Raw genomic sequence first — 25,608 nt, forward strand, 5'->3', positions numbered from 1 at the left:
ATCATGTTGATGAAACTTGCCTTGCGCAACGTGCGCCGCAGCATGCGCGACTACGCTGTGTATTTCGTTACCCTCACTTTGGGCGTGGCGGTGTTCTACGCCTTCAACGCTATCGAGGACTCCCGTGTGCTGTTCGAGGCCCAGGAAGGCGCCGCGAACGTGTTCCTAGCGTCAGGCGCGAGCATTTTCGACATCCTCGCGCAGGTCATGACCTATTTCAGCGTCGTCGTCGCCGTGGTTTTGGGCTTTTTGGTCCTGTACGCCAACCGGTTCGTTGTTCGAGCGCGCAAAAAGGAGTTCGGCACGTACCTGCTGCTGGGCATGAGCCCGCGCCAAGTCTCTTCGGTGGTGCTGATGGAAACGCTGATCGTCGGCGTGATCGCACTGCTGGCGGGCCTTGGGCTGGGCTTTTTGATCTCGCAAGCGATCGCCTTCGCCACGGCTGGCCTCATCGGCGTGGCTATCAGCGACTATCATCTGCTGTTCAGCGCCCGCTCCGCCGAGCTGACGCTGGGGTGCTTCGCGCTCATCTTCGTTGTGGTCGCCCTGTTCAACGCCGTGCAGATTTCGCGCTGCAAGCTTGCCACGCTGCTTTCGGCCAACTCCCGCAACGAGCGCATGCCTGTGCGCAACCCCATCGTCTGCCTCGTTGTCTTCGTGCTGTCGTGCCTGATCCTGGCGAAGGCGTATGCCGAGCTCAACCTTGACGGCCTCGTGTACTTCGGCGAGCACTTCCGCACCGCAACCGCGCTGATGCTCGTCGGCACGCTGGGCCTGTTCTGGTCGGCGTCGGGGTTCTTCATCCTGCTGATCCAGCGTCTGCGCGGCGTCTACTTCAAGGGACTGGCCATGTTCACCATGCGCCAAATCGCAGCGAAGGTGAATACCGCATTCGTGTCGCTGTGGGCGGTTACCATTCTTCTATTCTTTAGCATCGTCGTGTTTTCCAACGGCTTTAGCCTGGCGTCGCTGTTCTCCGACCAACTGGAAGAGAACACTCAGTTCGACGCATCCATCCGCGCGAGCCTGATGTCGCTCGACATCTCCGACATGGAAGCGGTACCGGCAGACCAATATGGCGGGGAAGATGCGAAAGCAGCCGCAATCCAAGAGGCCGAAGCCCAACGCAACGAGATTCACAGCCTGCTGCAGGCGAACGGCGGCTCCACCGAGGCGTACCTCAAGTCGCTCATCCCCGATTGGGACGTGCGCGTGACAGGCTCGGCCCAGGTGGACACGTGGCTTGCGACCGACTTGACGAACAAGCAACTTGTCGACAGCTGCGGCCTCACGCTTGAACAGATCGGCTCCGACGAGAACTCCAGCATGGCCGATGAGGGTGTGCAGTACGTACCATTGTCGCAGTTCAATGCCGCGCGCCAGCTTACAGGCGAAAAGCCGATCGAGCTTGCTTCCAACGAGTACCTGGTCGACAACACGGTCGATAAATCGTCCGACTACGCGAAGGCCCTTGGCCAGAAAGGGCGCACCATCACCGTCGACGGCCACGAGCTGACCGCATCCGGACAGGTTGTTTCGCAATCGCTCCAGGTAAGCAACATGAGCTGCCTGATCGCCGTACTGGTCGTTCCCGACGAATTGGCGGCCGAAAGGTTCGCCGCCGGCGACCTGCCTTATTTGAGCGAGTTGAACATCAACCTGGCAAGCGATTCGCAAGAGCAGGCCATGAAAGACCTGATGGCCGAATATGGCAAGGCCGTTCCCCCGAGCGAAGATCTTGCCGAGATGGGCTGGACCTACGATTCCGACGCATGGCCGGTGTCTTACTACGACACAAGCGAGGGCATTATCGCCGATAGCATGGGGCTTAAACTCCTGTTGGTCTACCTGGCGCTTTACGTTGGATTTATCTTCCTCATGACCACCGCAGCCGTTCTTTCCGTCCAGCAACTCTCCGAGATAGCGGATGGTATCCCTCGCTATCGCCTGCTAGCTCAGCTGGGATGCGACAGGAGCATGGTGCTGCGAAGCCTGCGCACGCAGATCGGCATCTATTTCGTGGCTCCGCTCCTGGTTGCAGGCTGCCATTCCGCATGCGCGATCAGCCTTCTGTACAAGAACCTGCTGTCGCTCTGGGGCGCTTCGGCAGTCACCGGCACGCTTGCCGTCGGTATCGCGCTAGTGATCGCGGTGTACGCGATCTATCTGGTGTCGACGTACCTGGTCGCACGATCAGCAGTGATCTCCGGCGCAGGTAAGAAGCTGCTTGCATAGCCGAGTATAGATACGAAAAAGGGCGGTTGCCTGCGAACGATTCGCATGGCTGCCGCCCTTTACTTTACGCGCAAAACCACGTATTCGTTCAAGTTGCCCGTCTTGCCGTCTGCCTCGAAACGGCTTACAAGCTCCGCCGAATCCGCCACCGCCGCCAACAGCCGCTCGATTTCCGGCTCGTCGAAATGGTGGCAATAGCGGTACAGCCCCTGCGTGTCCTGCCAACCCAGCAGATAATCGTTGCCGGGCAGCTCGGGAATCCCCAGCTCAGCACGCGCACGGCTCGTAGTCTCCTGCGCCTTGCGCGCCAGCTTGTCGCTATTGAGGAATCGCCAGAAGCTCACCACCACGAACCCGCCCGGGCGCACCTTCGCGACAAGCGCGCGCAACAGCTCCACACGCCAGCGCTCCAACGGCACATGATGCATGAACCCGAACGACACCGCCAAATCGCACGACGCATCCGGCGCCTCAAGCGCCTCCCGAAGGCAACCGGCGGAAAGCCGCTCGATCGCGTCAAGATTCTGGAAGCTCATTCGGGACAATGCATCGGATCCATTTCGTTCCCCGGCTTCCACCAGCGGATCGCAATTGTCCACCGCATAACCCGACAGCATCTTGCAAGGCAAGACGTCCGCCAAGTACCGCTCGAAACGCAGATTGCCGCAAGCCAGGTCGAGCACACGCAGCGGTTCCTGCCCGCTTGCGCCAACATCGGTAACAGCACATGACTTTCCGCAACCCTCGTCGTCGGCAGCACGCGTATCGCGACGGACAGAGCCTTCAACCGCCCCATCCGCAGCATGCAAAGCCCCAGGTTCGCAACCCGTTCGCCCGCCTGCCGCGTCCATGACCTCGAGCAAGCGCACCCAGCCCCGCCATGGCGACTGCCGCGTTTGCGAGAACGATTCCACGTTCGCTCGATAGAACTCCCCGGTCAGCGCGCACAGCCGCAGCGCCAGCGCCTCTTCGGCGCCCCTTGCCGCATCACCGTCCGCCGCAAGGTCTTCAGCTGCACCAACCGCACAAGCTGCGCCATCGCTTGCAGCTGTACACACTTGTCCGCCGTTAGGGTCCTCACGCAGTTCCATGTTCTTACGACTCGCGCATCTCTTGCGCGCACTGCGCCAGCACGGCAACAAAGCGGTCGACGTCTTCCGGCGTGTTGCGATGGAAGAAGCTCACGCGCAGCGTTTCCTTGCCCTCGCGAAGCGGGATGCCCGCCGCCTGCAGCGACAGCGGATGCTTCGAACGCCACGTGCCCGGCGCGACGGTGGTGTGATTTTCCTCGCACGCCGAGGCGCGCGACACGCACACGCGGCGACCGGACAGATACTTCACCGACACGGCGTTGGGCAAACCCGGCACGCTGATGCTCAGAATGTAGGGGCTTCCGCCTTCCGGCGCATGCACCACCACATCGGGGATCTCGCGCTTCAAGCCCTCGATGGCGCGCTCGCGAAGGCTTGCCGCGTATTCCATGTCCGTTTCCATATGCGCCGCCGTGATACGCACGGCTTCCGCCATACCCACGGCAAGAAATACCGGCTCAGTGCCCGAACGCAAACCGCGCTCCTGGTTGCCGCCGAACGCAGTGGTGTGCATGGGGAGCCCACGCTGCACGTACAGGATGCCGATGCCGCGCGGCCCGCCGATCTTGTGCGCACCCGCCGTGAGCAGCTGCACGCCCCATTCGCGCGGGTTGACCGGCATCTTGCAAAACGCCTGCGTGGCATCGCAATGCAGCGGCACGCCCGGCGCCAGCTCGTCACGCAACTGCGCGATTTCAGGAATAGGGAAGATCCAACCCGTTTCGTTTTGCACGCGCATTACCGAGACGAGCGACGTAGGACCGTCCTGCAACTGCTCGGCCAGCTGCTCCATGTCAAAGCAGCCATCCGGCGCATCGACGTAACGGCAATCCCAATCAAGGTCGCGACGCATGCCGCGAACGGTGCGAGTCACCGAGGAATGCTCCAACGTGGAGGTGATGATCTTACCCGGGTTCTCGCGCTGAGCCAGGCATGCCCCGCGTATGGCCAGATTGTTCGATTCCGTCGACCCGGAAGTGAAATAGATCTCCTCCGCATCCACACCCAGGACATCTGCGATGATCGCACGACTGTCCTCAAGCATCTCCTTTGCGCGACGCCCTACCACATGCGGCGACGAAGGATTGCCCCAGCCGTCCATCATGACCTCGTGCATGCGCGCAAGCACTTCCGGATAAGGAGGCGTCGTTGCGGCGTTGTCCAGATATGTAAGCGGCTTGTCCACGGGCGTTCCCATCGTTGCTTTGTTTCGTCCTTTTCTTTAATTCTAACGTGGCCGTTTAAATGGCACTAAACCAACATCACTTGGGAACTGATTTCTCGATAAGCGGATAACACCAGGTCACAAGGCAATTTTGAACTGCAATTGATTAGCGCTCTGCATCATCTGACGCCGAATCCGTGGGGTATTTGCATAAAACTGCCGCTGCGCGGTCCGCAAACCCTTCATGTATACGCCGACAACATGCAACTAACGCGAATGTCGAGAGTCCCCCAACGCCCGAGGAGCCTCTTGCGGTTTCCATGCCTACCGTACAATCATCCCCCGCGCTCGACTCTACTCCCGTCCATAGCCGCCACATGTCCAGTCCCTAGCTTCGCGCGCACCGAACATAGCGAGACAAAGCCGAGGCGGCTTGCACGGCAATCGGTCCGTACGCCCCGGCATTCACGCAATAGCGCTCACGAAGAGACCCACACAAGTTGATTTGCGCATAGCTGCATGACTTTTCCCACACAGCCGTATCGCGCGCTGCCTGACCGACGCGCTACTTCGTGCCTTTTCGCGATACCGATGCACCGCCCCTTCGCCCTTTTGCGCGATGCCGTACAATACCGGCTATGGAAAAGACACTGCAGAACATCCTCGGCGAGATCCGCCGCACCAACGCCCCGCTTGCCCCCGATGCGCTCGATCGCATCATCCGCGCCCGAAACCGCGAGGTGGCCGGCCCCGTCCGCTATGTGGCGAAGAAGAAGCTGCTGCCGTTTTATCAGGAGGCGAAGGAACACCGCCCCGAACAGTGGCATACCTGGGGCGTTTCGCCCGCCGAAGAGGCTCTGCTGGTGCGAACGCTGCAGGTCAAACCCCGCCGCACCGCATCCGGCGTGGCCACCGTCACCGTGCTCACGAAGCCCTGGCCGTGCTCGAGCGCATGCCTGTACTGCCCCAACGACGTGCGCATGCCGAAAAGCTACCTGCACGACGAGCCGGCCTGCCAACGAGCTGAGCGCAACTGGTTCGACCCATATCTGCAGGTCACCGCCCGTTTGCGCACGCTGCATCAAATGGGGCACGTCACCGATAAGGTGGAGCTCATCGTGTTGGGCGGCACCTGGAGCGATTACCCCGAGGCCTACCAAATCTGGTACATGCACGAACTGTTCCGTGCCTTGAACGACATGGGATGCGAAGCCACGGTAGAACGCGAATCCGAAACGCGCCGCGAGCAGTACCGCAACGCCGGCATAGCCTGCGAGCGAGACGACCTTGCCGACTGGGCCGCCGAAGCGCAAGCCCACGTCACCACCGGTGAAGCCTCCTACAACGAAACGGTCCGAAATCTATACGCCTGCGGAACCCGCGCGGGCGATGCCCGGTTGCACGCTCGAACGGATGACTGCAATGCTGCGATCAACGGCGCTTCCCTCAACTGCACCGTAACTAGCGATTCGCAGAAGGCCGACCCCGAATCGGCCGACCCCGAAGACCCGCAAGATGCAGCTCCCCGTAACGGCTGGGCCGCTGCCGCGCAATGGCAGACTGCAACGTTTTCCCAGCTGGAAGTCCTGCAGCGCAACAACGAGTCCGCCGAGCACCGCTGCGTGGGCCTTGTGGTGGAGACACGCCCCGACGCCGTCACGCCCAAACGGCTTGCTATGCTGCGCCGTCTAGGCTGCACGAAGCTGCAGATGGGCATCCAAAGCCTTGACGAGCGCATCCTTGCCGCGAACCATCGAGGCATCGGCGTCGATCGCACGCAGCAGGCTTTCGAGCTTGCCCGTATCTTCGGTTTCAAAACGCATGCGCACTTCATGACGAACCTGCTCGGCGCAACGCCCGAAAGCGATGCCGCCGATTACCGCCGCATGGTCGAGCACCCCGCCTTCAAACCCGACGAAATCAAGCTGTACCCTTGCGCACTTGTAGACGGCACGGGATTGGTGTCACATTGGCGCGACGGCAGCTGGCGCCCTTACACCGAGGAGGAGCTGGTCAACCTGCTGGCCGATGACGTACTGGTCACACCGCCGTTCACGCGCATCTCGCGCATGATCCGCGATATATCGGCACACGACATCATGACCGGCAACAAGAAGGTGAACCTGCGTCAGCTAGTCGACCTGGAGCTTGCCAAACGAGCCCAACCGGTGCAGGAAATCCGCTCCCGCGAAATCGCTTTCGGAGCTGCCGCAAGCGACGAGCTCTCGCTTTCGGAAGTAGCCTATGAAACGACGAACACCCACGAGGTTTTCCTACAGTGGGTCACTCCCGACAACCGCATCGCAGGCTTCCTGCGCCTATCCATGCCAAACGCTGAATACGTGAGCGCGCACGCTTCCGACCTGCCCATTAACGCCGGCGAGGCCATGATTCGCGAGGTGCACGTATACGGGCGCGTTGCCGGCCTGCACCAAGGCGGCGAGAACGCCCAGCACCGGGGCCTCGGCCGCATGCTCATTGAGCGAGCCTGCGATATAGCCCGCGACAACGGGTACCAAGCCGTAAACGTGATCAGCGCCGTAGGCACTCGCGGTTACTACCGCAAGCAAGGCTTCGCCGACAACGGCCTATACCAACAACGCAACTTATGAGCCAATGTTCCCCGTAGCGTTCCAGCTCGCCACCTTTTAATAGGTGGCGAGCTGGAACGCTACGGATACAGATTCATTCACGCGACTCGAAAGGAACCCAGGCTGTGCCGAAGCTTGTCTGCACGTGCTCCAGGCGCACGCCGAAGGACCGCTCAATAGCAGCACGAACGCCGCCATCGTTCGGTTCACCCTGCGCGGCCAAACGTCCTCGCTCCATCACAAACACCTGGTCAGCAACCGAAAGCGCCAGGTTCAAATCGTGAATCACCGCGACAACCGTCTTGCCGCGCTGCCGAACCTGGCGAATCAGCCGCACCATATCGAAACATGCCGCCACGTCCATGAACGATGTTGGCTCGTCAAGCAGCACGATCGGCGTATCTTGCGCTAACACCATAGCCATGCGCACGCGCTGCCGCTGCCCGCCCGACAAGCTCCTCAGCGAACGATCACGTAGCTCAGACACGCCGGCAAGCGAAAGCGCCTCGTCGATGCGTTCCTCATCTGCCCTGCTCAAGCGCGAAAACGACCCACAGCATGGAAACCTTCCGCACACCACCAGCTCGCGCGCCGTCATCATCGGCGCCTCTTGCTGCTGCACCAACACGCCTAAAAGACGCGCTCGATCGCGAGCAGCCAGCGATGACACATCACGCCCGGCAACGCGCACGCGCCCCGACGTCGGCCTCACCAGCCCCATGGCAAGTTTCGCAAGCGTTGATTTCCCGCAGCCGTTCGGCCCGACGATGCAGCTGATGCTCCCTTTCGGAAACGACGCGGAAAAGCCGTCGAACAAAAGGCTGCTGCCATACCCGAATACGACGTCATCGAACTCAAGATCGCCCATCGACCTCTCCTTTCCGCGAACGAAGAATCAGATAAATGAAGAACGGGCCGCCTATCAACGCCATGCAGATTCCCACAGGGATCTCGAACGGCGCGAACAGCGTGCGCGCAACGGTGTCGCACGCACACACCACGATGGCCCCGGCAATCGGCGAGAGCAGCAATACGCGACGGTTATCGTGACCGACGAAGAAGCGAACGATATGGGGGATGACTAGCCCGACGAATCCGATAAGGCCGGCAAAGCAAACCGCGGCACCCGCCAGCAAAGCTGCAAGCAAAAGCAACGTCAGCCGGGTTCGCCGCACATTCAGCCCCAGCGCGTGCGCACCCTCATCCCCCAACGACAAGATATTAAGACGCGTTCCCTGGCCTGCGGCCACAAGCAGCCCAACGAGAATCGCACACCCAGGAATCACCAGCTCAGACGCCATCACGCCCGAAAGGCTTCCGACCAGGAACCCGGATGAGTTGACGTAGGCATCCGGGTTGAAAATGAGGATCGCGTTCATTCCCGCCGTGAATATGGACGTGAGCGCCATGCCGGCAAGCACGATGGTCAGGCGCGAGGCCCCCGCGTACAACGACACGAAGAACACCAGCAACGCCGAAGCAAGCGCGCCCAAAAACGCACCAGCTGCCGACACGCCCAGTGCATGCGGAGCCACGCATGCGAACAGCAAAACGAACAGGCCGGATCCAGCGTTGACGCCGATGATGTTTGAGCTGGCCAGCGGATTATTCAACGTTGCTTGGATAAGCGCACCCGCCTCAGCAAGCGCAGCACCGGCAAGCACGCCCCCAAGGACACGCGGCACGCGCACGTTCGCCAGCACGTTCACTGCCATGTCTGACGCGTTGCCCATAGCGTACGCAACCACGTCGTTCGCACCAATAGACGACGACCCCAGCGCCAGACCGGCGAACACCACGCCGGCAAGCGCCAAAAGCAGAACAAGCAGCATCAGGCGAAAGCGATGTCGCGCACAATCCGTCGCCGCAACCGTTTTGAGTCGATTCCCGCGCACGAATCAACCTATTCGCCGTACAGCGCGTCGAACAGGACTTGATACGCCTGATCCCACTGAGCATTCGGCTTGTACTGGAATAACTTCGGATCAAGCGTCACCACACGATTGTTCTTCACCGCATCAAGCTGCGCCCATGCCGGGTTCTGCGTCGTCTGCTCGGCAAGCGCCTGCTGCGCCGCCTCATCCGAATTACCCATAGGCAGAAGGAAGATGGTTTGCGGGTTGTCCTGAATCAGAGCCTCCAAGCTGTAATCGGACAACAAGCCCTTATCGGAATCGGCGATGTTCTGCGCACCCAAATCGGCAAGCATGGTTCCCGTCTGCGTCGAGGAAGACTGCACGCGCGTACCGCCCGAATACGTGGTCAGCACCACGGCGCTGCTAGCTTGCTTTCCTTCCGCCTTCGCGCAAATCTCGGCGATCCTATCTGCCGGGCCCTGACCATTTTCCGCATACGCCTGCTCGTCACCTGTTATATCGCAGCATGTACGCAGCATGCGCAGATAGTCATCGAACGTGGTTACCTTGAAATACGCCACAGGGATGTTCGCCGCTGTAAGCGTATCGGCCAACTCGGTTTGCGCAACGCCGCCGCCGCGGCCGCTGCTCGACCCCGTCAAAATCACGAAATCGGGGTTGAGCGCGATAATCGATTCGGCATCAAGCGAAGAAAAATCGCCGATCTTCTGCGCATCAGACGCAATGTGGTAATCGGAGAAAGCGTCGTCGGACGCGCCAACCAGCGTACCACCTGCCAGCTCCCACACGTTTGCGAAGCTGCCCATGCCGGCAACCACACGATTATGCGACGCAACCGTCACTTCGCGGCCTAAATCATCGGTAAAGGTATACGCACCTTGCGTGGCCGACGCCTCCGTTTCGCCCGCGTCAGACGCAACGGGATTCCCTTGCGACGCACACCCCGCCAGAGAGAACGACCCTACGCCCACAGCCAACACGCACGAAAGCGTGACGGCACCTTTTGCAACCTTATTCATTGTTTGCTCCTTTTGGACTAGTTGGTCCCGCTAAGCGACCGATACGCCGGACGCATCCCGTGCTTCGCTCTTCATGCCCCATGCACAGTAATCGTCCTGTCCCAAAATGTCCCCGTCGTGGTAATACGCAGCGCGAGCGCGGCATCCGCCGCAAACGCCCTTATAATCGCACGCCCCACACGCGCCCTTATACGCCTGCGTGCGCAGCTCTTGAAATACTGGGCTGGTGCGCCAAATCTCATCAAACGGTTGTTTACGCACGTCGCCGGCATCTTCGGTCATATATGCGCACGCTCGCACAATACCTTCGCTTCCGACCACGCAGTACGTCAGTCCCGCCAAGCAACCTCGCGTATAGCGCGTTTCAACACCGATCTGCTCGGCAATACGCATAAACTGCGGCGCACACGTAGGTTTGACTTCGATGCCAGCATCACGACCGGCACGCAAAATATCAGCGAGCAGCTGCTCATTTTGCTCAACGTCGATGCTTTCGTCCGAAATGTCCTTGCCACGCCCAACCGGTACCAAGAAGAACACCGAGTGGTTCATCGCGCCCAACTCTTTGGCAAAGCGAGTGATAGCGCACACCTCGTCGCGGTTCCAATCAACCACAGTGGTGTGAATCTGGAATGGCAGGCCGACGTTTTTGCAGGCTTCGATTCCCGCCAACGTTGCCGCATGCGCACCGTTGACCCCGCGAAACTTGTCATGCTTTTCCGCGTCAAGGCTGTCAATGCTGATACCCATAGCGCACGCACCCGCCGCTTTCAGCTTTCGCGCAACGTCTTGCGTGATCAAGGTTCCGTTGCTGCCGAATACCGGACGGAGCCCGCACGATGCCGCATGAGCTACTAATTCGAAAATATCATCGCGCATAAGCGGCTCACCGCCGCTGAAGATCATGATTTTGAAACCCGCACGCGCAATGTCGGAAATCATCGCTCGCGCTTCTTCTGTCGACAGTTCTCGGTTATCGCACTCGTCTGCGTCTTGATAGCAATGAGCGCACTTCAAGTTGCATCGATTCGTGGTCATCCACGATACGATCATCGTTTCCCCCTCTGATTGAGTTATCACTGCAGGGGAAAACGGTATCGAGCGACGCTACGTCACCGTCAATACAACGATAAGCGTACCTGTGCAGTTATTCCCGCGTATCAGAGCGAGAGCAATCGAGCGCATCTTGCAAGAAGCTCAACGTGCGCCGTTGAATACCGGCATAAAAGTCACGACCGTACTGCTTTGGCCCCGAGCTGCGCTGGTTTGCCAAGCGTTTCAAACCGGCAAGGGCATGGGGCATGCCCCCTAAGCTGGAAAAACGAATTGCAAGCGCTCGTGCGCGCTCATCAGTTGCCAAAACGCCATCATGCATTGCTTCGATCGTGTCACCCATCAGCTGATGCCAGCAGATCACCTCTTCGCGAGATAACTCGGGAATCGGGCAACCTTCAAGCGATTCGCCAGTGATGGCAGACCACAGCATGTCCTCACGATCCCGCGCGCTACCAACGGCGGATGCAGATTCGCTCCAATCCACATGATCGGCCACAGCAAGATGTGCGCGCAAACTCTGCAACGCATTCATATCCCGAAGAATTCTCGCGCTTTCGCGTTCGAGCTCCGCCTCGCGATCCGCCAAAGCGGCGGTCAGTTCGCCGTCGGGGTCGCTCCCTTCGCCCTCCTGAATCTGGGTAAGCGAAAGCCCCAAGTATTTCAGCGTGATTATGCGATTGAGACGATCGACGTCAGACGAGGAATACAAGCGAAGATTTTGCTCCCCTTTGCATGTGGGATGCAGCAGCCCGCGTTGATCGTAGTACTGGATGGTTCGAACCGTCACGCCGACGCGCGAAGCCAATTCCCCAACCGTCATCAAGTCTTGGCTACCTTGTTGCCCCATGTCCTGCTTCACCCCACGAACCGACATCGACTCTGCCGAAAAATAATCAAGATAGCGGATGACGCTACGTCATCGTCAAGCGCTACTTCGTAGAAGAATCGAACACGCAGGGATTCAGGCAATCTACCGGAACGCGCCCTTGCACAGCGTCGATAGCAGCTTGCATCGCGCGCTCGCGCAGTTCGCGGCCGGATTCCTCCGACCAATACGCCGCATGCGCCGAAAGCACGGTGTGCGGCGCCTTCATGATGGGGTGATCGAAGTCGAAGGGCTGCTCCTGCTCGAACACGTCCAAACCTGCGCCCCACAACTTATCCTCGCAAAGCGCCTGAGCCAGCGCCACGGTATCCACCACAGCGCCACGAGCGGTGTTCACCAACACGGCATCAGACTTCATGAGCGCAAGGCGTTCGGCGCTGATCAGATGATGTGTCTCGGGAGTAAGCGCCGTATGCAGGCTCACCACGTCTGCCGTCTGCAAAAGCTCCTCCAAACGCAGCACGGGATAGCCTTCGGGCGTGCGACGGCCGGGTTTCAGGCTGCGAGACCAGCACACCACATCAAAGCCCAGACCAGCAGCCTTCTTGGCTGCCGCTCTGCCGATTTCCCCCATGCCTACGACACCGAACACGCGGCCGCGGCACTGCCCTAACGGACGAGTACGCGCATAATCCCACACGCCGCGGCGCATGTCTGCATCAAGCTCGTTGATTCGACGCAAAACCGAAAGCGCCAGCGTAATGGCGTGGTCGGATACCACTTCCGTACCGTAGCCCGGCACATTGCAAACGGCAACGCCGTACTCGGTAGCGGCTTCCACATCGATTTCGTCGTACCCGACCCCCGTGCGGCTAACCGCCTTTAGGTTCGGACATGCCTCGAACACCTCGCGCGGGAACATCGCATACGACGTCACCGCTGCATCGGCGCCCGTTTCCAACAACCCGTTGATAACTGCCTGAGCGGTACGGCCACGCGTGACCTCGAACTCGATGCCCGCATCCCGAGCCATGGCCTCTTCCAGATTGTTATCCTCGAAATCGGTATCGACCGCTACGATCTTCGGCATATCCACTCCCATCGTTGCCCCTGCTAGGCGTTAGCTTGCTCGGCCATTTCCTTCAAGTCGGACAGGTCAGTGGGGTCGTCAGGCAAATCGATCCCATACGCATCCGCGATCGCCCGCGCCTGTTCCACGCGCAACGACGCCAATGCGCCTTGTTTCGCTTGTGTCAGATACTCAGACGAAAGCAACAAGCTGCGAGCAATGAACTCCGTCACGCGCGGATCGGTGCCGGACACCTGCAGCACGCCGACGACGGATTCCGGGGTCAGTGACAGCAAGCTGGCGCCGTCCATCCCAACGGCGTTCCCGACAACCTCGTCCAGCGTATCGGCCGCTTCCTTCGAATCTTCGTCCTCGTCGGTAACGCGTCGCAGGCTTTTGAACATAGCCTGGTAAAACGCTAGCAGCAACTTCATCAGATAGTCTTGCTCGAACATCGGCCGCTCCTAGCTATTCGTCGGTTCATGAAAAATGCCCAGGTGCTCGTACGCCCGCTCGGTTGCCTGACGACCCTTCGGCGTACGGATAAGCAAGCCCTGCTGCATCAGATACGGCTCATACACGTCCTCAAGCGTATCCGGGTCCTCGGCCAACGCCGACGCAAGCGTGGTCAACCCCACCGGACGCCCGCCGAACTGCACGCACAGCAGCTCCAAAATACGATTATCCACCGCGTCCAGCCCCAGTGGGTCCACCTCGAAAAAGCTCAGCGCCTGCGCGGACACGTCCTCGTCGATGATGCCGTTGCCGCGCACCTGCGCCCAATCGCGCACGCGCTTGAGCATGCGGTTGGCCAAACGAGGCGTGCCACGGCTGCGGCGCGCTATCTCCAATGCGCCATCGTAAGAGATGGGCACATCCAAAATGGAAGCGGAGCGCTGCACAATGGAAGCCAGCTCCTCAGGCGTGTAATACTGCAAGCGAAACGCGATGCCGAAGCGGTCGCGCAAGGGCCCGGTAAGCAGACCCGTGCGGGTGGTGGCGCCGATAAGCGTGAATCGCGGCAGATCCAAACGGATGGAACGAGCCGCCGGTCCCTTGCCTACCACGATGTCCAGCGCGAAGTCCTCAAGCGCGGGATACAAAACCTCTTCCACCATGCGGTTCAGACGATGAATCTCGTCGATGAACAGCACGTCGCCCTCTTCAAGGTTCGTGAGAATCGCGGCAAGATCCCCCGTTCGCTCAATCGCAGGACCGCTGGTGGTTTTAATGTTCGCACCCAGCTCGTTTGCCACCACGGTGGCAAGGGTGGTCTTGCCCAAGCCCGGAGGTCCCGAGAACAGGATATGGTCCGCAACGTCGCCGCGCTCCTGCGCAGCTTGAATCAAGATGGCAAGCGACTCCTTGATCTTCGTTTGGCCGAGATAATCGCCCAGACGCTTCGGTCGCAAGCTACGATCGAGCGCAAGGTCGTCCTCTGTCAAATCCGGTGCGACCGCACGCTGCGAGGGATCGGTCGCACCTACGGGAGCCGTCGACGAGGATTCGCCATCAAAGACGGAACCCGCCTCGAACACCATTCCCTCTATTTTCACTCCATCAGCCAAAGCTCAAGCTCCGTCATCCATTTACCGCGTTATTTACCTAAACGTTTCAAGGCGTATTTTATCAGCGCGTTCTCATCTGCGTCCTCGGGCGCGCCCTTTAACGCAACATCTGCCTCTGCAGAGGCGAACCCCAGCGCCAACAACGCCTCACGTGCGCCCTTCAGGCGTTCGGCCGCAACGGCAGCCGCCGAAGAGGGCGCGCCCGAAACATCGAACAAGCTTGCCAGCCCCTGATCGAACGAGCCCTTCAACTCCAGGATGATGCGCGATGCCGTCTTCTTGCCCACGCCCGGGATCTTCTGCACCGCCGTCACATCCTGCGCCTGCACCGCCGCCACCAAAGCTTCGGGCGTGAACGAGGACAACGCTGCCAGCGCAACCTTCGGGCCCACGCCGCTGACCCCGATCAGGCGCTCGAACAGAGCCTTCTCCTCAAGCGTTAAAAACCCGTACAGCGCGATGCCGTTATCGGATACCTGCAGATACGTGTGCACTTGCACAGGCTCGCCCACCGCCGGCAGCTTCGAAAGCGCGCCTTGGGACATGCCGACGGCATAGCCGACGCCCTGCACATCGATATACGCGCATGCGGCGGTCTTGCCCGCCAGCATGCCTTTCAGAAATGCGATCATCGCGCACCTTCCTCCAAGATCTTTCGAGCCACCGCCCCGGCGGCGCCGCCCGTACCCGCACCCGCCATCACGCGGCCGCGCGCCTCGAGCTTCGCCAGCGCATCGGCACCGCCGACTCCCCCGAATCCTTCGTGGGTGGTATAGCAGATTGCCGCCGCCAGCGCATCCGAAGCATGATCGGGCTTTGGCTCCACCTGCAGGTTCAGCAGCTTCTTCACCATATATTGCACCTGTGCCTTGTCGGCCGAGCCGGTGCCCACCACGGCCATCTTGATCTGACGCGGCGTGAACTCGCCGACCGAAAGCCCATGCTGGGCGCATGCCACCAAAGCGGCGCCGCGCGCCTGCCCCGTGGCGAAAGCGGCCGTGATGTTCTGGCCGAACCACACCGTCTCGATCCCCAGGCACACGGGCTCAAACCGGCTGATCACCGCCGATATCTGCTCGTGAATCTTCGCCAAACGCTGCGACAGCTCCACACCAGCAGGCGTGGATACGCACCCGTACGCCACACACTCCATGCGCGGGCCGTCCTGCCGCACCACGCCCCATCCTGTGTTCGCCAAGCCAGGGTCTATGCCCAAGATCGTTCGAGGTTCCGTCATCCGCCTGCCTTATCCGTTCAAACATTTGTTCGTGGACATACTACCACACGGATGTTCGTATCCCCTCAACGATTTTCCCGCCTCCTCTTCTTTCCAAAAACCAGCAAGCTAAGCCGGATTCGAGCGCAAAAAAACGGCCTCCCGATCGGGAGGCCGTTCGCATGCGAAGGATGTTCCGCGCGCTTACTCGTCCAGAGCAGCCGCGATCTCCTCGGTGATGTCCATGGTGTGGTACACGTTCTGCAGGTCCTCAAGCTCTTCCAGCTTGTCCACCAGGCGCATGACCTTCTTGGCGTCGTTGGCGGTGACGGTTGCGGGCGTGGTGGCCTCCATGGTCATCTCGGCGCCCTTGACCTGCACGCCCTGCTCTTCCAGGGCCTTCTTCACGGCCATAAGGTCGGACGGCTGGGTGTAGACGATCCACTCCTCGTCGGCGTCCTCGTAGTCGTCGCCACCGGCTTCGATGACGGCCATCTCGAACTCTTCCTCATCAGCAGCGGCGCCGTTCGGGCCCATGGGATGCTTCTTGTCGCCCGTCTCGATCTCCTTGGAGACCATGATCTGGCCCTTGCGCTCGAACATGTAGGAAACGGAACCGGAGGTGCCCAGGTTGCCGCCCGCATGGGTGAATGCGGCACGCACGTCGGCAGCGGTGCGGTTGCGGTTGTCGGTCAGAGCCTCGCAGAGGATGGCCACGCCGCAGGGGCCGTAGCCCTCGTACACGACGGTCTCGTAGTTCGCGGCGTCCTTGCCGGAACCGAAGGCCTTGTCGATGGCGGTCTTGATCTTGTCCTTGGGCAGGGAGTAGCCCTTGGCCTTGTCGATTGCGGCGGCCAGCGATGCGTTGTTGTCGGGGTTCGGGTCGCCACCCTCCTTGGCAGCAACGGTGATGTTGCGCGACAGCTTGGAGAACAACGCGGAGCGCTTAGCGTCCTGCGCAGCCTTGCGATGTTTCGTGGTTGCCCACTTAGAATGCCCTGACATAGCACGTCCCTTCGAATTACAGCAAATACCAGCTGATAATTCTAGCACCCTTGTCAAGTAAACCGTTCCCCAGCCATGCCATTCATACGGTTTGCAAAACGGGAAATCGGCGAAAACGGCCCGGAATGCCGCTAGCATCGCTATCGTCCGACCCCAGAAGAATGCACTCGAACGAAAACGCGCACCCCTTTTCCCGGGCCTCTCCGCATGCGGTTTCGCGATCTGCTACCAAACCCGCCGCAAATCCGCCGACCGCCGCCCCAATCGTTGACTTTGCGTTCCCCCAAACCCACTATATAGCTAGATTTAGTTCGCAAACCGCAACCGCACACGCCGAAGGGGGCTTCATGCGCTACATCAACTGCCTGAACAACATCTCCGCCAAGGGAACCGACCTGCTCGGATCCGACTACCAGCTCACCGACGACATCGCGCAAGCCTCCGGCGTGCTCGTGCGCAGCGCCGCCATGCACGACATGGACCTGCCCGAAGGCCTGCTGGCCGTCGCCCGCGCCGGCGCCGGCGTAAACAACATCCCGCTCGACAAATGCGCCGAAGCCGGCATCGTCGTGTTCAACACCCCCGGCGCCAACGCAAACGCCGTGAAGGAGCTCGTCCTGTGCGGCATGCTGCTGGCAAGCCGCGGCATCCTGCCCGGCGCCGCCTGGTGCCGCGAGCACGCCGGCTCCCCCACCATCGGCAAGGATGCCGAGAAGGCGAAGAAGGCCTTCGCAGGCCAGGAGATCTCCGGCAAGACGCTCGGCGTCATCGGCCTGGGCGCCATCGGCGCGCTGGTGGCCAACGCCGCCATCGACCTGGGCATGAACGTGCTCGGCTACGACCCCTACGTTTCCGCTGAGGCCGCCTGGCGCCTGTCCCCCTCCGTCGAGCACGTCACCAACCTCGACGACGTCCTGCATCGCAGCGACTACGTCACCATCCACGTGCCCGCCATGGACTCCACGCGTGGCATGATCGGCGCGCATGAGCTCGAGGTCGCCAAGCCCGGCTGCGCCGTCATGAACTTCAGCCGCGACACCCTGGTCGACAACGCCGCCATGGCCGAGGCCCTCGAGGCCGGCCGCGTTGCCACCTACGTCACCGACTTCGCAACGCCCGAGGTCATGGCCATGCAAAATACCATCGTTCTGCCACACCTCGGTGCCAGCACTGCCGAAGCCGAGGACAACTGCGCCATCATGGCAACGCTGCAGATGAAGGATTACCTGGAGAACGGCAACATCAAGAACTCGGTGAACTACCCCGCCTGCGACATGGGCCCCGCCCCCGCGCAGGGCGGCCGCGTCGCCGTGCTCCACGCCAACGTGCCCGACATGCTCAGCCAGATCACCGGCGTGTTCGGCGAAGTCGGAGCAAACATTGACAACCTCACGAACAAGGCCCGCGGCAACGCCGCCTACACCATGCTCGACCTCAACGCCCCCGCAACCGACGAACTTGTCGCCAAGCTCACGGCCATCGAAGGCGTCCACCGCGTCCGCATCGTGAAGTAACGAACGCAACACCCGCAGCACCTCGCAAAACGGGACGCGGCTTGAACCCAAGCCGCGTCCCATTCTTTTTGAAAGCCCAGCTCAAGCCACCGTCTAGACAGCTTATTCACTGGCCTCGATCGTCCCTCCGCCCACAACGGCGTCACCATCGTAGAGCACCAGCGACTGCCCTGCCGCCGGACGCGCGACCGGCTCATCGAAGCGGACCACCAGCTGATCGCCCTCCATTACCGCCTCGCCAGCCTGTGCTCGTTGGCGGTAATGGGTTTTCGCCGTAACGCGCATCGGCTTATCAAGTTCCGCCACCGAGATCAGGTTCACGTCCCCGGCGCGCACCTCGCGCACGCCCAACTCGCTGCGCGGGCCTACCACCAGCACGTTCTCGGCAGCATCTTTGCCCACCACGTACAACGGCTCAGGCGCGGCGATGCCAATGCCCTTGCGCTGCCCGATCGTATAATGAACCAGTCCGCCGTGCCGCCCGAGCACCTTGCCGTCGACATTAACGATATCCCCAGGCTCAAACGCCGCAGGAACCGCCAGACCGCCCACGCCATCGCGCAAAGCGTCATCCCCAAGCCCCATGTACCGTGCAATGAACGACACATAGTCTCCATCGGGCACGAAGCAGATGTCCTGGCTCTCCGCCTTATGGGCGTTTCCGAACGAATGCTTCTCCGCCAGCTCTCTCACCTGCGGTTTCGTCAGCTCTCCCAGCGGGAACAACATATGCGCCAGGTCAACTTGCGTCAGATGGTACAGCACATAGCTCTGATCTTTCGCCTCATCCAATCCGCGGCGAAGTTCGAACCTACCCGTTCGCTCATTGAAGGCACGGCGCGCATAATGGCCGGTCGCCACATAGTCGAAGCCAAGCTGTGCGCGGCGACGCTGCAAGGCAGCGAACTTCAGGTACCTGTTGCAGTCGATGCACGGGTTCGGCGTGCGGCCGTGCAAGTACGCATCGCAGAACCGATCGATCACCTCGCAGCCGAACGTTCCCGTAAAATTGAACGTGAAGTGCTCAAGCCCCAACCCGAACGCCACCTGACGGGCGTCCTCGACATCGCTTTGGCTGCAGCAGGTGCTCTCGCCCACCACGCACGCGCCCCCGGCGCCGGCAACCTCGTTGTCGAACAGCTTCATGGTGACGCCCGTTGCATCATAGCCCGCGTCGCGAAGCAGCAGCGCCGCCACCGAGCTGTCAACCCCGCCGCTCATCGCAACCAGCACACGCTCTCGCATTTCACCATCCACCTGGGATTACTCCTTCAAACAGCCTACCGTCACGAGGCCCGCGATCCCGAACGACCCGACCATCAAGCTAGATATAGTCAGCGAACTTGACCGCGGGCCACACGGCATTCGGGTCGCATTCCTCGCGATCGATGCGAAGGCAATCATGGCAGCGTCCCTCACGGCAACGCATCTGCCGCGCCTCGTCGATCAAGGAGCGGAACAGCGGCGCCATATGACCGCCGTCCTCCACGAAGTACTCGGGATGCCACTGCACGCCCATAAGGAAGCGGCAATCCTTCGCCTCCACGCCTTCCACCAGGCCATCAGGCCCATAAGCAGCAGCCGCCAAATTGGGAGGCAACGCGCGAACGCCCTGATGATGCATGGAGTTCACCGCTGCAGAATCGCAGCCTAGGATCTCACCGAGCTTACTTGAGCGCATGATCGAGACCGTATGGGTGGGATGCCCGTACTCCTTAGTCTGCCAATGGTTCACGCGCCCACCGGCTTGCGTTTGCACGCCCTCCGTCGGCACGGGGACATCGTCGACGGCGCACATGCCATCGAACTGCTCTTCCAAATCCAGGTACAACGTGCCCCCGAAGAACACGTTGATCATCTGCATGCCACGGCAGATGCCCAGCAACGGATAATCGAACTGGTACGCATAGCTGAGCAGCAGGTACTCCACTTCCTCGCGCTCGGGCGTCAATTCCGAAAGCTTGCCATAGGTGATGTCGCCACCATAGCGCACGGGACTGATATCCTGACCACCCGACAACACGAACCCATCGATACGCGGCAGCAACGATTCGTACACGCTGACATCGCTGGTAAACGGGATGATCAGCGGCGCCCCGCCCGCAGCAACGATAGCCTGCGCATAGTGGTTGTTCATACGAAGAATGCCCTCGTTGGGGTCATACGTCGGCACGATGCCGATGACCGGCCGCGATGCACCCATCGCTTTCGTGGCAATCTCCTCAATGCTAATAGGGCGCTGCACGCTTTCCATAGCGCCCCCTACAAAGTGCCGAAGATGCGGTCACCCGCATCGCCCAAACCGGGAAGGATATACGCCTGATCGTTCAGCCCATCATCGAGAGCACAAGTCCAGATGCGGACATCCAGATCCTCCTGCAACACAGCACGAACCCCTTCGGGGGCAGCCACCAGCACTAGGAATCGAATGTCGCGAACACCCTGCTCACGCAGGTAATGAATAGCCGAAAGCGCACTGCCGCCCGTAGCCAACATAGGATCGATCAAAAACACCGTCCTGTCGGCTATCCCCTTCGGCATCTTCGCGTAATACTCGCGCGGCTGATGGGTCTGCTCGTCGCGCTCCATGCCAAGCACCCCCACTGCAGCGGAGGGTATGGCGGAAAGAACCCCGTCGAGCATGCCCATACCCGCACGAAGGATCGGCACCACGGCAAGATTCTCACCCGCAATCCGCTTCCCAACCGTGTGTTGCAAAGGCGTATCCACCTCAACGGGTTCCGTCGGCAAATCGCGCGAAGCCTCGTACACTTCCAGCATCGCCACCTCGCGCACCAGCTGGCGGAACTGAAAGGGAGCCGTGGACGCATCGCGCATAATCGACATCTTATGCGCGACAAGGGGATGCTCGAGCACATTCAGGCGTTCATCGGCTATTCGCGTCTCATCCATCCCAAGGCTCCTCTCAGACTCCAGCGATCTTTGACTGCATATCATACGCTAAAGCCCGGCAACCAAGCACCGTCAACCGGTGTTCGGCCATCAAACTATAACAATTTCTTTCCATTCGGAAACAAGTTGCAACAATTTCGCCGACAGTTGAGGTTGCAAGACGAAAAACACCAGGCAAGAAGCTAGTTTTGCGACAATTTTGCACCGGCCTCAATCGCGCAACAACCACCAACGCGTAACCGAATCAAGCCCTTTTGCCTGTTTTCATAACAAAACAATGTGGACAGCCAAGTGTTTCTTGTTATAGACTGTGCAAGTAACAAGCGTGGATACCTATGCGCCAACATAGCTCCCCGCTTGCATCGACAACAGAAAAAAGAACCCCCTAGCGCCAACTAGGGGGTTGCCTAAGTGATCAAGTATCGACCACTCACTCACAGGTGATATTTTACCACTTAGAACATGCGCTCACAAGGCGTTCTTGTTTTTGCACTCTTTTTTTCATTGTCGAAAACGGAATACATTCGACTAGAAAGCGACCGCGTTTCTGCAGGTCGCGAAGGGTGCAGTATGCCTCAACCACCAGTAGGTGCGACGGTTTCCCACGTGCAAGGAAGCGAGTGGGAGATTTTCCGCACGCTTATCACGCACGACGACCGCAACAGCTACTACGTGGTCTCGTCGGACGCCAGCGGGTCCTGGGAGGACACCGCAGTGAAAAGCGAATCTCTGCCGGCCATGGGCTTCAACGCGAAGTCCGCCTACTACATGACCCACAACGGGTTCACTTCGGCATGCCGGAAATCAGGGCAAGTCAGGCAACTGAATGCGCTGTTCTTCGACCTCGATTGTCATGATCAGAGCCTTCAGGAAACTCGCGCTATCGTGAACCAAACGCTTAGCACGCTCAAACAAGCCGTTGGGAAAGGAAATCTCCCCCAACCCACCATGACCATCGACTCCGGTCGAGGCGTACAGCTGTTTTACGTCCTCACACGGTCCATTCCGTATCGAGTGGGTGCAAACGGCCTGGTCAACACTAAATCCGTAAAGCTTTTCGAAAGCGTGCAGAAACACATGGCATCGTTGCTCGATTCCGTCATCTCCCCCATCAAGGGAATCTCGGTCGACCGCGCAACGTTCGACGTCTCGCGCGTTTCCCGCATCCCCGGAACCTACAACGCAAAAGCAAGGCGATTCGCCAAGCTGTTCGATTATTCCTTCGATGCGCTCTATAGCTTGTCGAAACTTTCCGAACTCGCACCGGCACACGCCGAACAACCCAACTGCAAACCCAATCTCAAACGTGCTTTCAAGAAGACCGCTTCTGTCATCAACTATCAGCCTCTTCTGAAAAGCCGCCTTGCCAAGATCATCGAGCTCCAGAAGTTTCGCAACTTCGATTGCAAAGGAAACCGCGAGCTCATGTCGTTCGTGTTCTACAACACGGCTGTCCAGGTGTATCCGCACGAGATAGCGCAGCAAAAGCTGAGCTCCTTTAATAACAACTTCTTGAATCCGCTTAACGAAAGCGAACTCAACGGAATCATTAAGTCGGTCGACTCCGTAACCAACATGCGTGGGGAACAGGGCTATTACCTCATCGGCGCTAACCGCCTTCGTGAACTTCTCGCGATGACATTGGAAGAGGAGATGGCTATCAACTTCTTCGAGTCGAAACGATCGGTCCTGCGAAAAGAAGCAAAACGCATCACCAAAGAGAAAAGGAACCAAAGAAACGCCCGTATCATCGCCTTGTTTCGCCAAGGTTCGCATACCTACGCCTCAATAGCGAAACAAGTTATGTGCTCAGTTAGAACAGTGGCTACAGTTATCAGCTCTTATAAGCAAAAACAGCATCAACGTCTTTTGGTGAACGTAAGTCGTTATAACAAGAAAGTACTCGATGCATGCAATTTTTTGTCACACGAGTTTAAGAAGTGCTTGTTATCCCAATTTCCTAAGTTCTTTGTTGTTCCTGGCTATTCCTTTTTGACAGAAACCCTCCATGCAAGTGTTTTTGTCGCTTTGATTTGGGAGGGTTTCTTCTTCTTCGCTATTCAGCGATTCATCTACAACCAGCGGCTAGTCCAGTGATTTTTCAATCGAGCGTACCAAGGCTTTGATTTCCCCTAACAGCTTGAAATCTGCTTCGCCTTCTGCGTTCTCAGCGTGTCGCAGCGCGTTCCTCGCAGTTTTCAGGTAACCGTTCACATCTTTTGGTGCTTTAGGGTCTCGTACGACCTTCTCATGTGCTTTGGTTTGCGTTGCTGTAACTAAAGCTTCCATCGGTTGTTCTTGTTTGGAAGCTTTTGCTGCTTCGATGAGTGTAGAAATCTCATCAGCAGTCAATTTCTCCTTGCGCACCGCATTGATGACGCTCTCCTGCTGTGCGCTTGAAAGTTTCGACAATGCCTCTGCTTGGGATTGCGTGATGTTTCCTGCGTCAAGAAGATCATTGCCCTCTTTCGACAGGTTTCTTGCTATGTTCAGCAACACCTGTGCAGTTCGTTCGGACACCCCGAAGTGTTCTGCGAGGTACGTTTTCGTGTTCACGCCCTTCAACGACGGATCGTCTTTGCGCCATTCCACTAGTTTGTCCGCCAGCACCCTGAAACCTTGTGCACGTTCCGACGGTTTGATGTTTCGTTGGCCGATATTGCTCGAGTGCATGATGAAATTAGCTTGTTCGTCGGAAACGGCGCCAAGCTTATGGCACCTGCCAGGAACCATGCGCCATGCGTCGCCGTATTTCTCTGCGAGCAGCTTGCATGCGCGCCAACGGCGCTCGCCATCGATGATCTGGATGCCGTCTTCGGTCTCACGCAGAATCAGCGGCTCGACTTCCTTGCTGTTCCAGATCAGGCCAGCAAGGTTGTTCACATCCTCGTCGGTGATGGTGTAGCTGTTGTTGGGATTCGGCTTAAGATTGTCGATGTCGAACCAGTCAAAACCCATCTCGGCCAGCAGCGTATTTCGACGATTGCTGTTTGCCATCTTGTCGGTGATGGCGCCTTCCTGGTTGTCCCTGGCCTCGAACGCCGCAAGGCGCATTTGCTCATCGGTGAGCTTCTCGTAACGCGGCGTCACGTTGGCGATTGCTCCTCCGTTATTCTTGAGTGCGGCTTGTAGCTTGTTCCTAGGCATTCATTTCCTCGATTTCCTGGGCCAACAGTCGATACGAAATCGCGGGCTTGCTGTTGGGGTCGTATTTGATCAAGGGCTCCATCGCTAAGCTTGCTTCGGGAACCACGGTGCTCTTCTCGATTTTCGTATTGAAGTACTCTGCATTCGGAATGGCTTCCTTCATCATCTGGCAGCCATATTTGTATGCAGAGGTATTTCGCTCGATCATTGTCTGCAGAATCTTCCAGTGCTGCGGCAGGCGACGGCGCTCTCTTGCTGTACGGTTGATCGTATCGATCGTCTGCGAAAGGCCTGCGATTGCATAGCCATCCACCTTGATCGGGATGATGATATGCGAAGCGTTGTTTCCGGCTTCAAGCGCGACGATTGCGTTCGTGGTCGTCATATCCAGGCGCGGTCCGCAGTCGATGATGATGTAATCGAACTTACGCTCGCCGCTCCTGGCGGTTTCGTCGATGAGGTCCTCAATGGCGTACAGCAGGCGGGTGTCGACGCCGCCTGCGATTTCTGCTTTCAGGCGGGTGTCCGCGTCAGCGAATCGGAAGTTCGAGGGCACGCAAAACACGTTTTCGTAATCGGTTGTGCGCATAACCTCGCTCAGCGACATACGCGGAGAGCTTGGTGTTGCCTGATACAGAACGTCGGCGATGCAGGCTTCCTCGGAGCGGGGATCGTAGACGCCCAGGCTCTGGCTGACATTGCCCTGGCCGTCCATGTCGATAACCAGAACCTTGTAGCCCAGCTCTGAAAGGCAAACCGCAAGGCAGGTGCTCGTGGTTGTCTTTGCGACGCCGCCCTTGTAGCTCATGATGGAGATGATTGTCGGCTTGTCGGCGGATTGGGTTAGCTGGCCGTTCAGCAAAAGGTCAGCGAGTTGCGACTTGTTCAGTCCGCGGCGTTCCGCTTCCTTCTCTAGTTCTTCTACGGTTTCCCTTCCCAACGACAGGGATTGCTGCTGCTTTTCCCCGCCGCGCACCTTCGCCCTACTGGCCATTTGCGCTCCTGTCTAATATATAACACGAACATATGTACGATACGATTTGAGGACTGTGCAGGAACTGCACACCAACAATTTTACTTGCATTTCAAGCTACTTTCAAGCATTTCTAACATATATTGCAGTGAATCTCACAATTATTTGTTATATCGATTCCTGTTCAGTGATGTCTGTGCGATCTCGTTCGATTCATAATCATAGGCTTGGTTTTCTTACTGTGCAGGTTCTGCACAGTAAGAAAACCAAGCCCGCCAAGCCCGCCAAGCCCGCCAAGCCCGCCAAGCCCGCCAAGCCCGCCAAGCCCGCCAAGCCCGCCAAG

Annotated in this window: 22 protein-coding genes; 4 read left to right on the forward strand and 18 right to left on the reverse strand. The window is 59.1% G+C overall.

From position 1 onward, the window contains the following. Positions 1-3: 3 nt before the first annotated feature. A complete protein-coding gene (locus Q0G75_RS08205; RefSeq protein WP_294416484.1) occupies positions 4-2,235 on the forward strand; it encodes an ABC transporter permease in 2,232 nt (743 codons plus the stop codon). Between the two features lie 59 nt (positions 2,236-2,294). On the opposite strand, the gene Q0G75_RS08210 is transcribed toward Q0G75_RS08205, so the two are convergent. Next, positions 2,295-3,326 carry a class I SAM-dependent methyltransferase gene (locus Q0G75_RS08210; RefSeq protein WP_294416485.1) on the reverse strand — a complete coding sequence of 344 codons (1,032 nt, stop codon included), beginning with the start codon at positions 3,324-3,326 and terminating at the stop codon, positions 2,295-2,297. 4 nt (positions 3,327-3,330) lie between these two features. After that, entirely contained in the window at positions 3,331-4,512 is a 1,182-nt protein-coding gene (locus Q0G75_RS08215; protein ID WP_294416487.1) for a cysteine desulfurase family protein, read from the reverse strand. 617 nt (positions 4,513-5,129) lie between these two features. Between Q0G75_RS08215 and Q0G75_RS08220 the strand changes: the two genes are divergently transcribed. After that, positions 5,130-7,103, forward strand: coding sequence for a GNAT family N-acetyltransferase (locus Q0G75_RS08220; RefSeq protein ID WP_294416489.1), 1,974 nt, complete (start codon positions 5,130-5,132; stop codon positions 7,101-7,103). A gap of 73 nt (positions 7,104-7,176) precedes the next feature. On the opposite strand, the gene Q0G75_RS08225 is transcribed toward Q0G75_RS08220, so the two are convergent. From Q0G75_RS08225 to Q0G75_RS08275, 11 genes are all read right to left on the reverse strand, one after another. Beyond that, entirely contained in the window at positions 7,177-7,950 is a 774-nt protein-coding gene (locus tag Q0G75_RS08225; RefSeq protein ID WP_294417934.1) for an ABC transporter ATP-binding protein, read from the reverse strand. Beyond that, a complete protein-coding gene (locus Q0G75_RS08230) occupies positions 7,937-8,914 on the reverse strand; it encodes an iron ABC transporter permease (RefSeq protein ID WP_294417936.1) in 978 nt (325 codons plus the stop codon). Before Q0G75_RS08230 ends, Q0G75_RS08225 begins: the two co-directional genes overlap by 14 nt. 71 nt (positions 8,915-8,985) lie before the next feature. Further along, a complete protein-coding gene (locus tag Q0G75_RS08235) occupies positions 8,986-9,978 on the reverse strand; it encodes an ABC transporter substrate-binding protein (protein ID WP_294417937.1) in 993 nt (330 codons plus the stop codon). A gap of 30 nt (positions 9,979-10,008) precedes the next feature. Then, a complete protein-coding gene (gene nirJ2, locus Q0G75_RS08240) occupies positions 10,009-11,031 on the reverse strand; it encodes a putative heme d1 biosynthesis radical SAM protein NirJ2 (protein WP_294417938.1) in 1,023 nt (340 codons plus the stop codon). 94 nt (positions 11,032-11,125) lie between these two features. Beyond that, positions 11,126-11,854, reverse strand: coding sequence for a MerR family transcriptional regulator (locus Q0G75_RS08245; protein ID WP_294417957.1), 729 nt, complete (start codon positions 11,852-11,854; stop codon positions 11,126-11,128). Between the two features lie 109 nt (positions 11,855-11,963). Then, the gene (locus tag Q0G75_RS08250; RefSeq protein WP_294417940.1) at positions 11,964-12,950 is read right to left on the reverse strand and encodes a C-terminal binding protein; all 987 of its coding nucleotides are present in this window, start codon (positions 12,948-12,950) and stop codon (positions 11,964-11,966) included. Positions 12,951-12,973: 23 nt separating this feature from the next. Further along, positions 12,974-13,384: a hypothetical protein gene (locus Q0G75_RS08255; RefSeq protein WP_294417941.1), complete on the reverse strand. Its 411-nt coding sequence runs from the start codon at positions 13,382-13,384 to the stop codon at positions 12,974-12,976. Between the two features lie 9 nt (positions 13,385-13,393). Continuing rightward, on the reverse strand, positions 13,394-14,497 hold the full coding sequence (ruvB, locus tag Q0G75_RS08260; RefSeq protein WP_294417942.1) for a Holliday junction branch migration DNA helicase RuvB: 1,104 nt from the start codon (positions 14,495-14,497) through the stop codon (positions 13,394-13,396). Positions 14,498-14,526: 29 nt separating this feature from the next. Next, positions 14,527-15,129, reverse strand: coding sequence for a Holliday junction branch migration protein RuvA (gene ruvA, locus Q0G75_RS08265; protein ID WP_294417943.1), 603 nt, complete (start codon positions 15,127-15,129; stop codon positions 14,527-14,529). Continuing rightward, positions 15,126-15,734 (reverse strand): crossover junction endodeoxyribonuclease RuvC, encoded by a 609-nt coding sequence (gene ruvC / locus Q0G75_RS08270; protein ID WP_294417945.1) that lies wholly within the window; start codon positions 15,732-15,734, stop codon positions 15,126-15,128. The genes ruvA and ruvC overlap by 4 nt, the downstream gene beginning before the upstream one ends. A 183-nt stretch (positions 15,735-15,917) precedes the next feature. Then, positions 15,918-16,718 (reverse strand): YebC/PmpR family DNA-binding transcriptional regulator, encoded by an 801-nt coding sequence (locus Q0G75_RS08275; protein ID WP_294417947.1) that lies wholly within the window; start codon positions 16,716-16,718, stop codon positions 15,918-15,920. 347 nt (positions 16,719-17,065) lie between these two features. Between Q0G75_RS08275 and Q0G75_RS08280 the strand changes: the two genes are divergently transcribed. Further along, positions 17,066-18,232 (forward strand): phosphoglycerate dehydrogenase, encoded by a 1,167-nt coding sequence (locus tag Q0G75_RS08280; RefSeq protein ID WP_294417948.1) that lies wholly within the window; start codon positions 17,066-17,068, stop codon positions 18,230-18,232. A 102-nt stretch (positions 18,233-18,334) separates the two neighbouring features. Here the strand turns inward: Q0G75_RS08280 and mnmA are convergent, their stop codons facing one another. The 3 genes from mnmA to upp form a co-directional block, all read right to left on the reverse strand. Continuing rightward, on the reverse strand, positions 18,335-19,489 hold the full coding sequence (mnmA, locus tag Q0G75_RS08285) for a tRNA 2-thiouridine(34) synthase MnmA (RefSeq protein ID WP_294417949.1): 1,155 nt from the start codon (positions 19,487-19,489) through the stop codon (positions 18,335-18,337). Positions 19,490-19,556: 67 nt separating this feature from the next. After that, positions 19,557-20,486, reverse strand: coding sequence for a gamma-glutamyl-gamma-aminobutyrate hydrolase family protein (locus tag Q0G75_RS08290; protein WP_294417950.1), 930 nt, complete (start codon positions 20,484-20,486; stop codon positions 19,557-19,559). 8 nt (positions 20,487-20,494) lie between these two features. Next, positions 20,495-21,145, reverse strand: coding sequence for a uracil phosphoribosyltransferase (gene upp, locus Q0G75_RS08295; RefSeq protein ID WP_294417953.1), 651 nt, complete (start codon positions 21,143-21,145; stop codon positions 20,495-20,497). Between the two features lie 570 nt (positions 21,146-21,715). Here upp and Q0G75_RS08300 point away from each other — a divergent pair. After that, a complete protein-coding gene (locus Q0G75_RS08300; protein WP_294417955.1) occupies positions 21,716-23,242 on the forward strand; it encodes a hypothetical protein in 1,527 nt (508 codons plus the stop codon). On the opposite strand, the gene Q0G75_RS08305 is transcribed toward Q0G75_RS08300, so the two are convergent. Continuing rightward, positions 23,231-24,292, reverse strand: a complete 1,062-nt coding sequence (locus Q0G75_RS08305) for a ParB/RepB/Spo0J family partition protein (RefSeq protein WP_294417956.1) — start codon at positions 24,290-24,292, stop codon at positions 23,231-23,233. The two genes, Q0G75_RS08300 and Q0G75_RS08305, sit on opposite strands and share 12 nt — an antisense overlap. Continuing rightward, on the reverse strand, positions 24,285-25,286 hold the full coding sequence (locus Q0G75_RS08310; RefSeq protein WP_042436629.1) for a ParA family protein: 1,002 nt from the start codon (positions 25,284-25,286) through the stop codon (positions 24,285-24,287). The genes Q0G75_RS08305 and Q0G75_RS08310 overlap by 8 nt, the downstream gene beginning before the upstream one ends. Between the last annotated feature and the right edge of the window lie 322 nt (positions 25,287-25,608).

The sequence above is a fragment of the uncultured Senegalimassilia sp. genome, assembly GCF_934636665.1.
Classification (GTDB): Bacteria; Actinomycetota; Coriobacteriia; order Coriobacteriales; family Eggerthellaceae; genus Senegalimassilia.

Bases quoted from the DNA above. Each gene is read 5' to 3' on its own strand.
- Q0G75_RS08205 (WP_294416484.1), top strand. From the start codon at position 4: ATGTTGATGAAACTTGCCTTGCGCAACGTGCGCCGCAGCATGCGCGAC.
- Q0G75_RS08210 (WP_294416485.1), bottom strand. From the start codon at position 3,326: ATGGAACTGCGTGAGGACCCTAACGGCGGACAAGTGTGTACAGCTGCA.
- Q0G75_RS08220 (WP_294416489.1), top strand. From the start codon at position 5,130: ATGGAAAAGACACTGCAGAACATCCTCGGCGAGATCCGCCGCACCAAC.
- Q0G75_RS08225 (WP_294417934.1), bottom strand. From the start codon at position 7,950: ATGGGCGATCTTGAGTTCGATGACGTCGTATTCGGGTATGGCAGCAGC.
- Q0G75_RS08230 (WP_294417936.1), bottom strand. From the start codon at position 8,914: ATGCTGCTTGTTCTGCTTTTGGCGCTTGCCGGCGTGGTGTTCGCCGGT.
- Q0G75_RS08235 (WP_294417937.1), bottom strand. From the start codon at position 9,978: ATGAATAAGGTTGCAAAAGGTGCCGTCACGCTTTCGTGCGTGTTGGCT.
- nirJ2 (WP_294417938.1), bottom strand. From the start codon at position 11,031: ATGATCGTATCGTGGATGACCACGAATCGATGCAACTTGAAGTGCGCT.
- Q0G75_RS08245 (WP_294417957.1), bottom strand. From the start codon at position 11,854: ATGACGGTTGGGGAATTGGCTTCGCGCGTCGGCGTGACGGTTCGAACC.
- Q0G75_RS08250 (WP_294417940.1), bottom strand. From the start codon at position 12,950: ATGCCGAAGATCGTAGCGGTCGATACCGATTTCGAGGATAACAATCTG.
- Q0G75_RS08255 (WP_294417941.1), bottom strand. From the start codon at position 13,384: ATGTTCGAGCAAGACTATCTGATGAAGTTGCTGCTAGCGTTTTACCAG.
- ruvA (WP_294417943.1), bottom strand. From the start codon at position 15,129: ATGATCGCATTTCTGAAAGGCATGCTGGCGGGCAAGACCGCCGCATGC.
- ruvC (WP_294417945.1), bottom strand. From the start codon at position 15,734: ATGACGGAACCTCGAACGATCTTGGGCATAGACCCTGGCTTGGCGAAC.
- Q0G75_RS08275 (WP_294417947.1), bottom strand. From the start codon at position 16,718: ATGTCAGGGCATTCTAAGTGGGCAACCACGAAACATCGCAAGGCTGCG.
- Q0G75_RS08280 (WP_294417948.1), top strand. From the start codon at position 17,066: ATGCGCTACATCAACTGCCTGAACAACATCTCCGCCAAGGGAACCGAC.
- Q0G75_RS08290 (WP_294417950.1), bottom strand. From the start codon at position 20,486: ATGGAAAGCGTGCAGCGCCCTATTAGCATTGAGGAGATTGCCACGAAA.
- upp (WP_294417953.1), bottom strand. From the start codon at position 21,145: ATGGATGAGACGCGAATAGCCGATGAACGCCTGAATGTGCTCGAGCAT.
- Q0G75_RS08300 (WP_294417955.1), top strand. From the start codon at position 21,716: ATGCCTCAACCACCAGTAGGTGCGACGGTTTCCCACGTGCAAGGAAGC.
- Q0G75_RS08305 (WP_294417956.1), bottom strand. From the start codon at position 24,292: ATGCCTAGGAACAAGCTACAAGCCGCACTCAAGAATAACGGAGGAGCA.
- Q0G75_RS08310 (WP_042436629.1), bottom strand. From the start codon at position 25,286: ATGGCCAGTAGGGCGAAGGTGCGCGGCGGGGAAAAGCAGCAGCAATCC.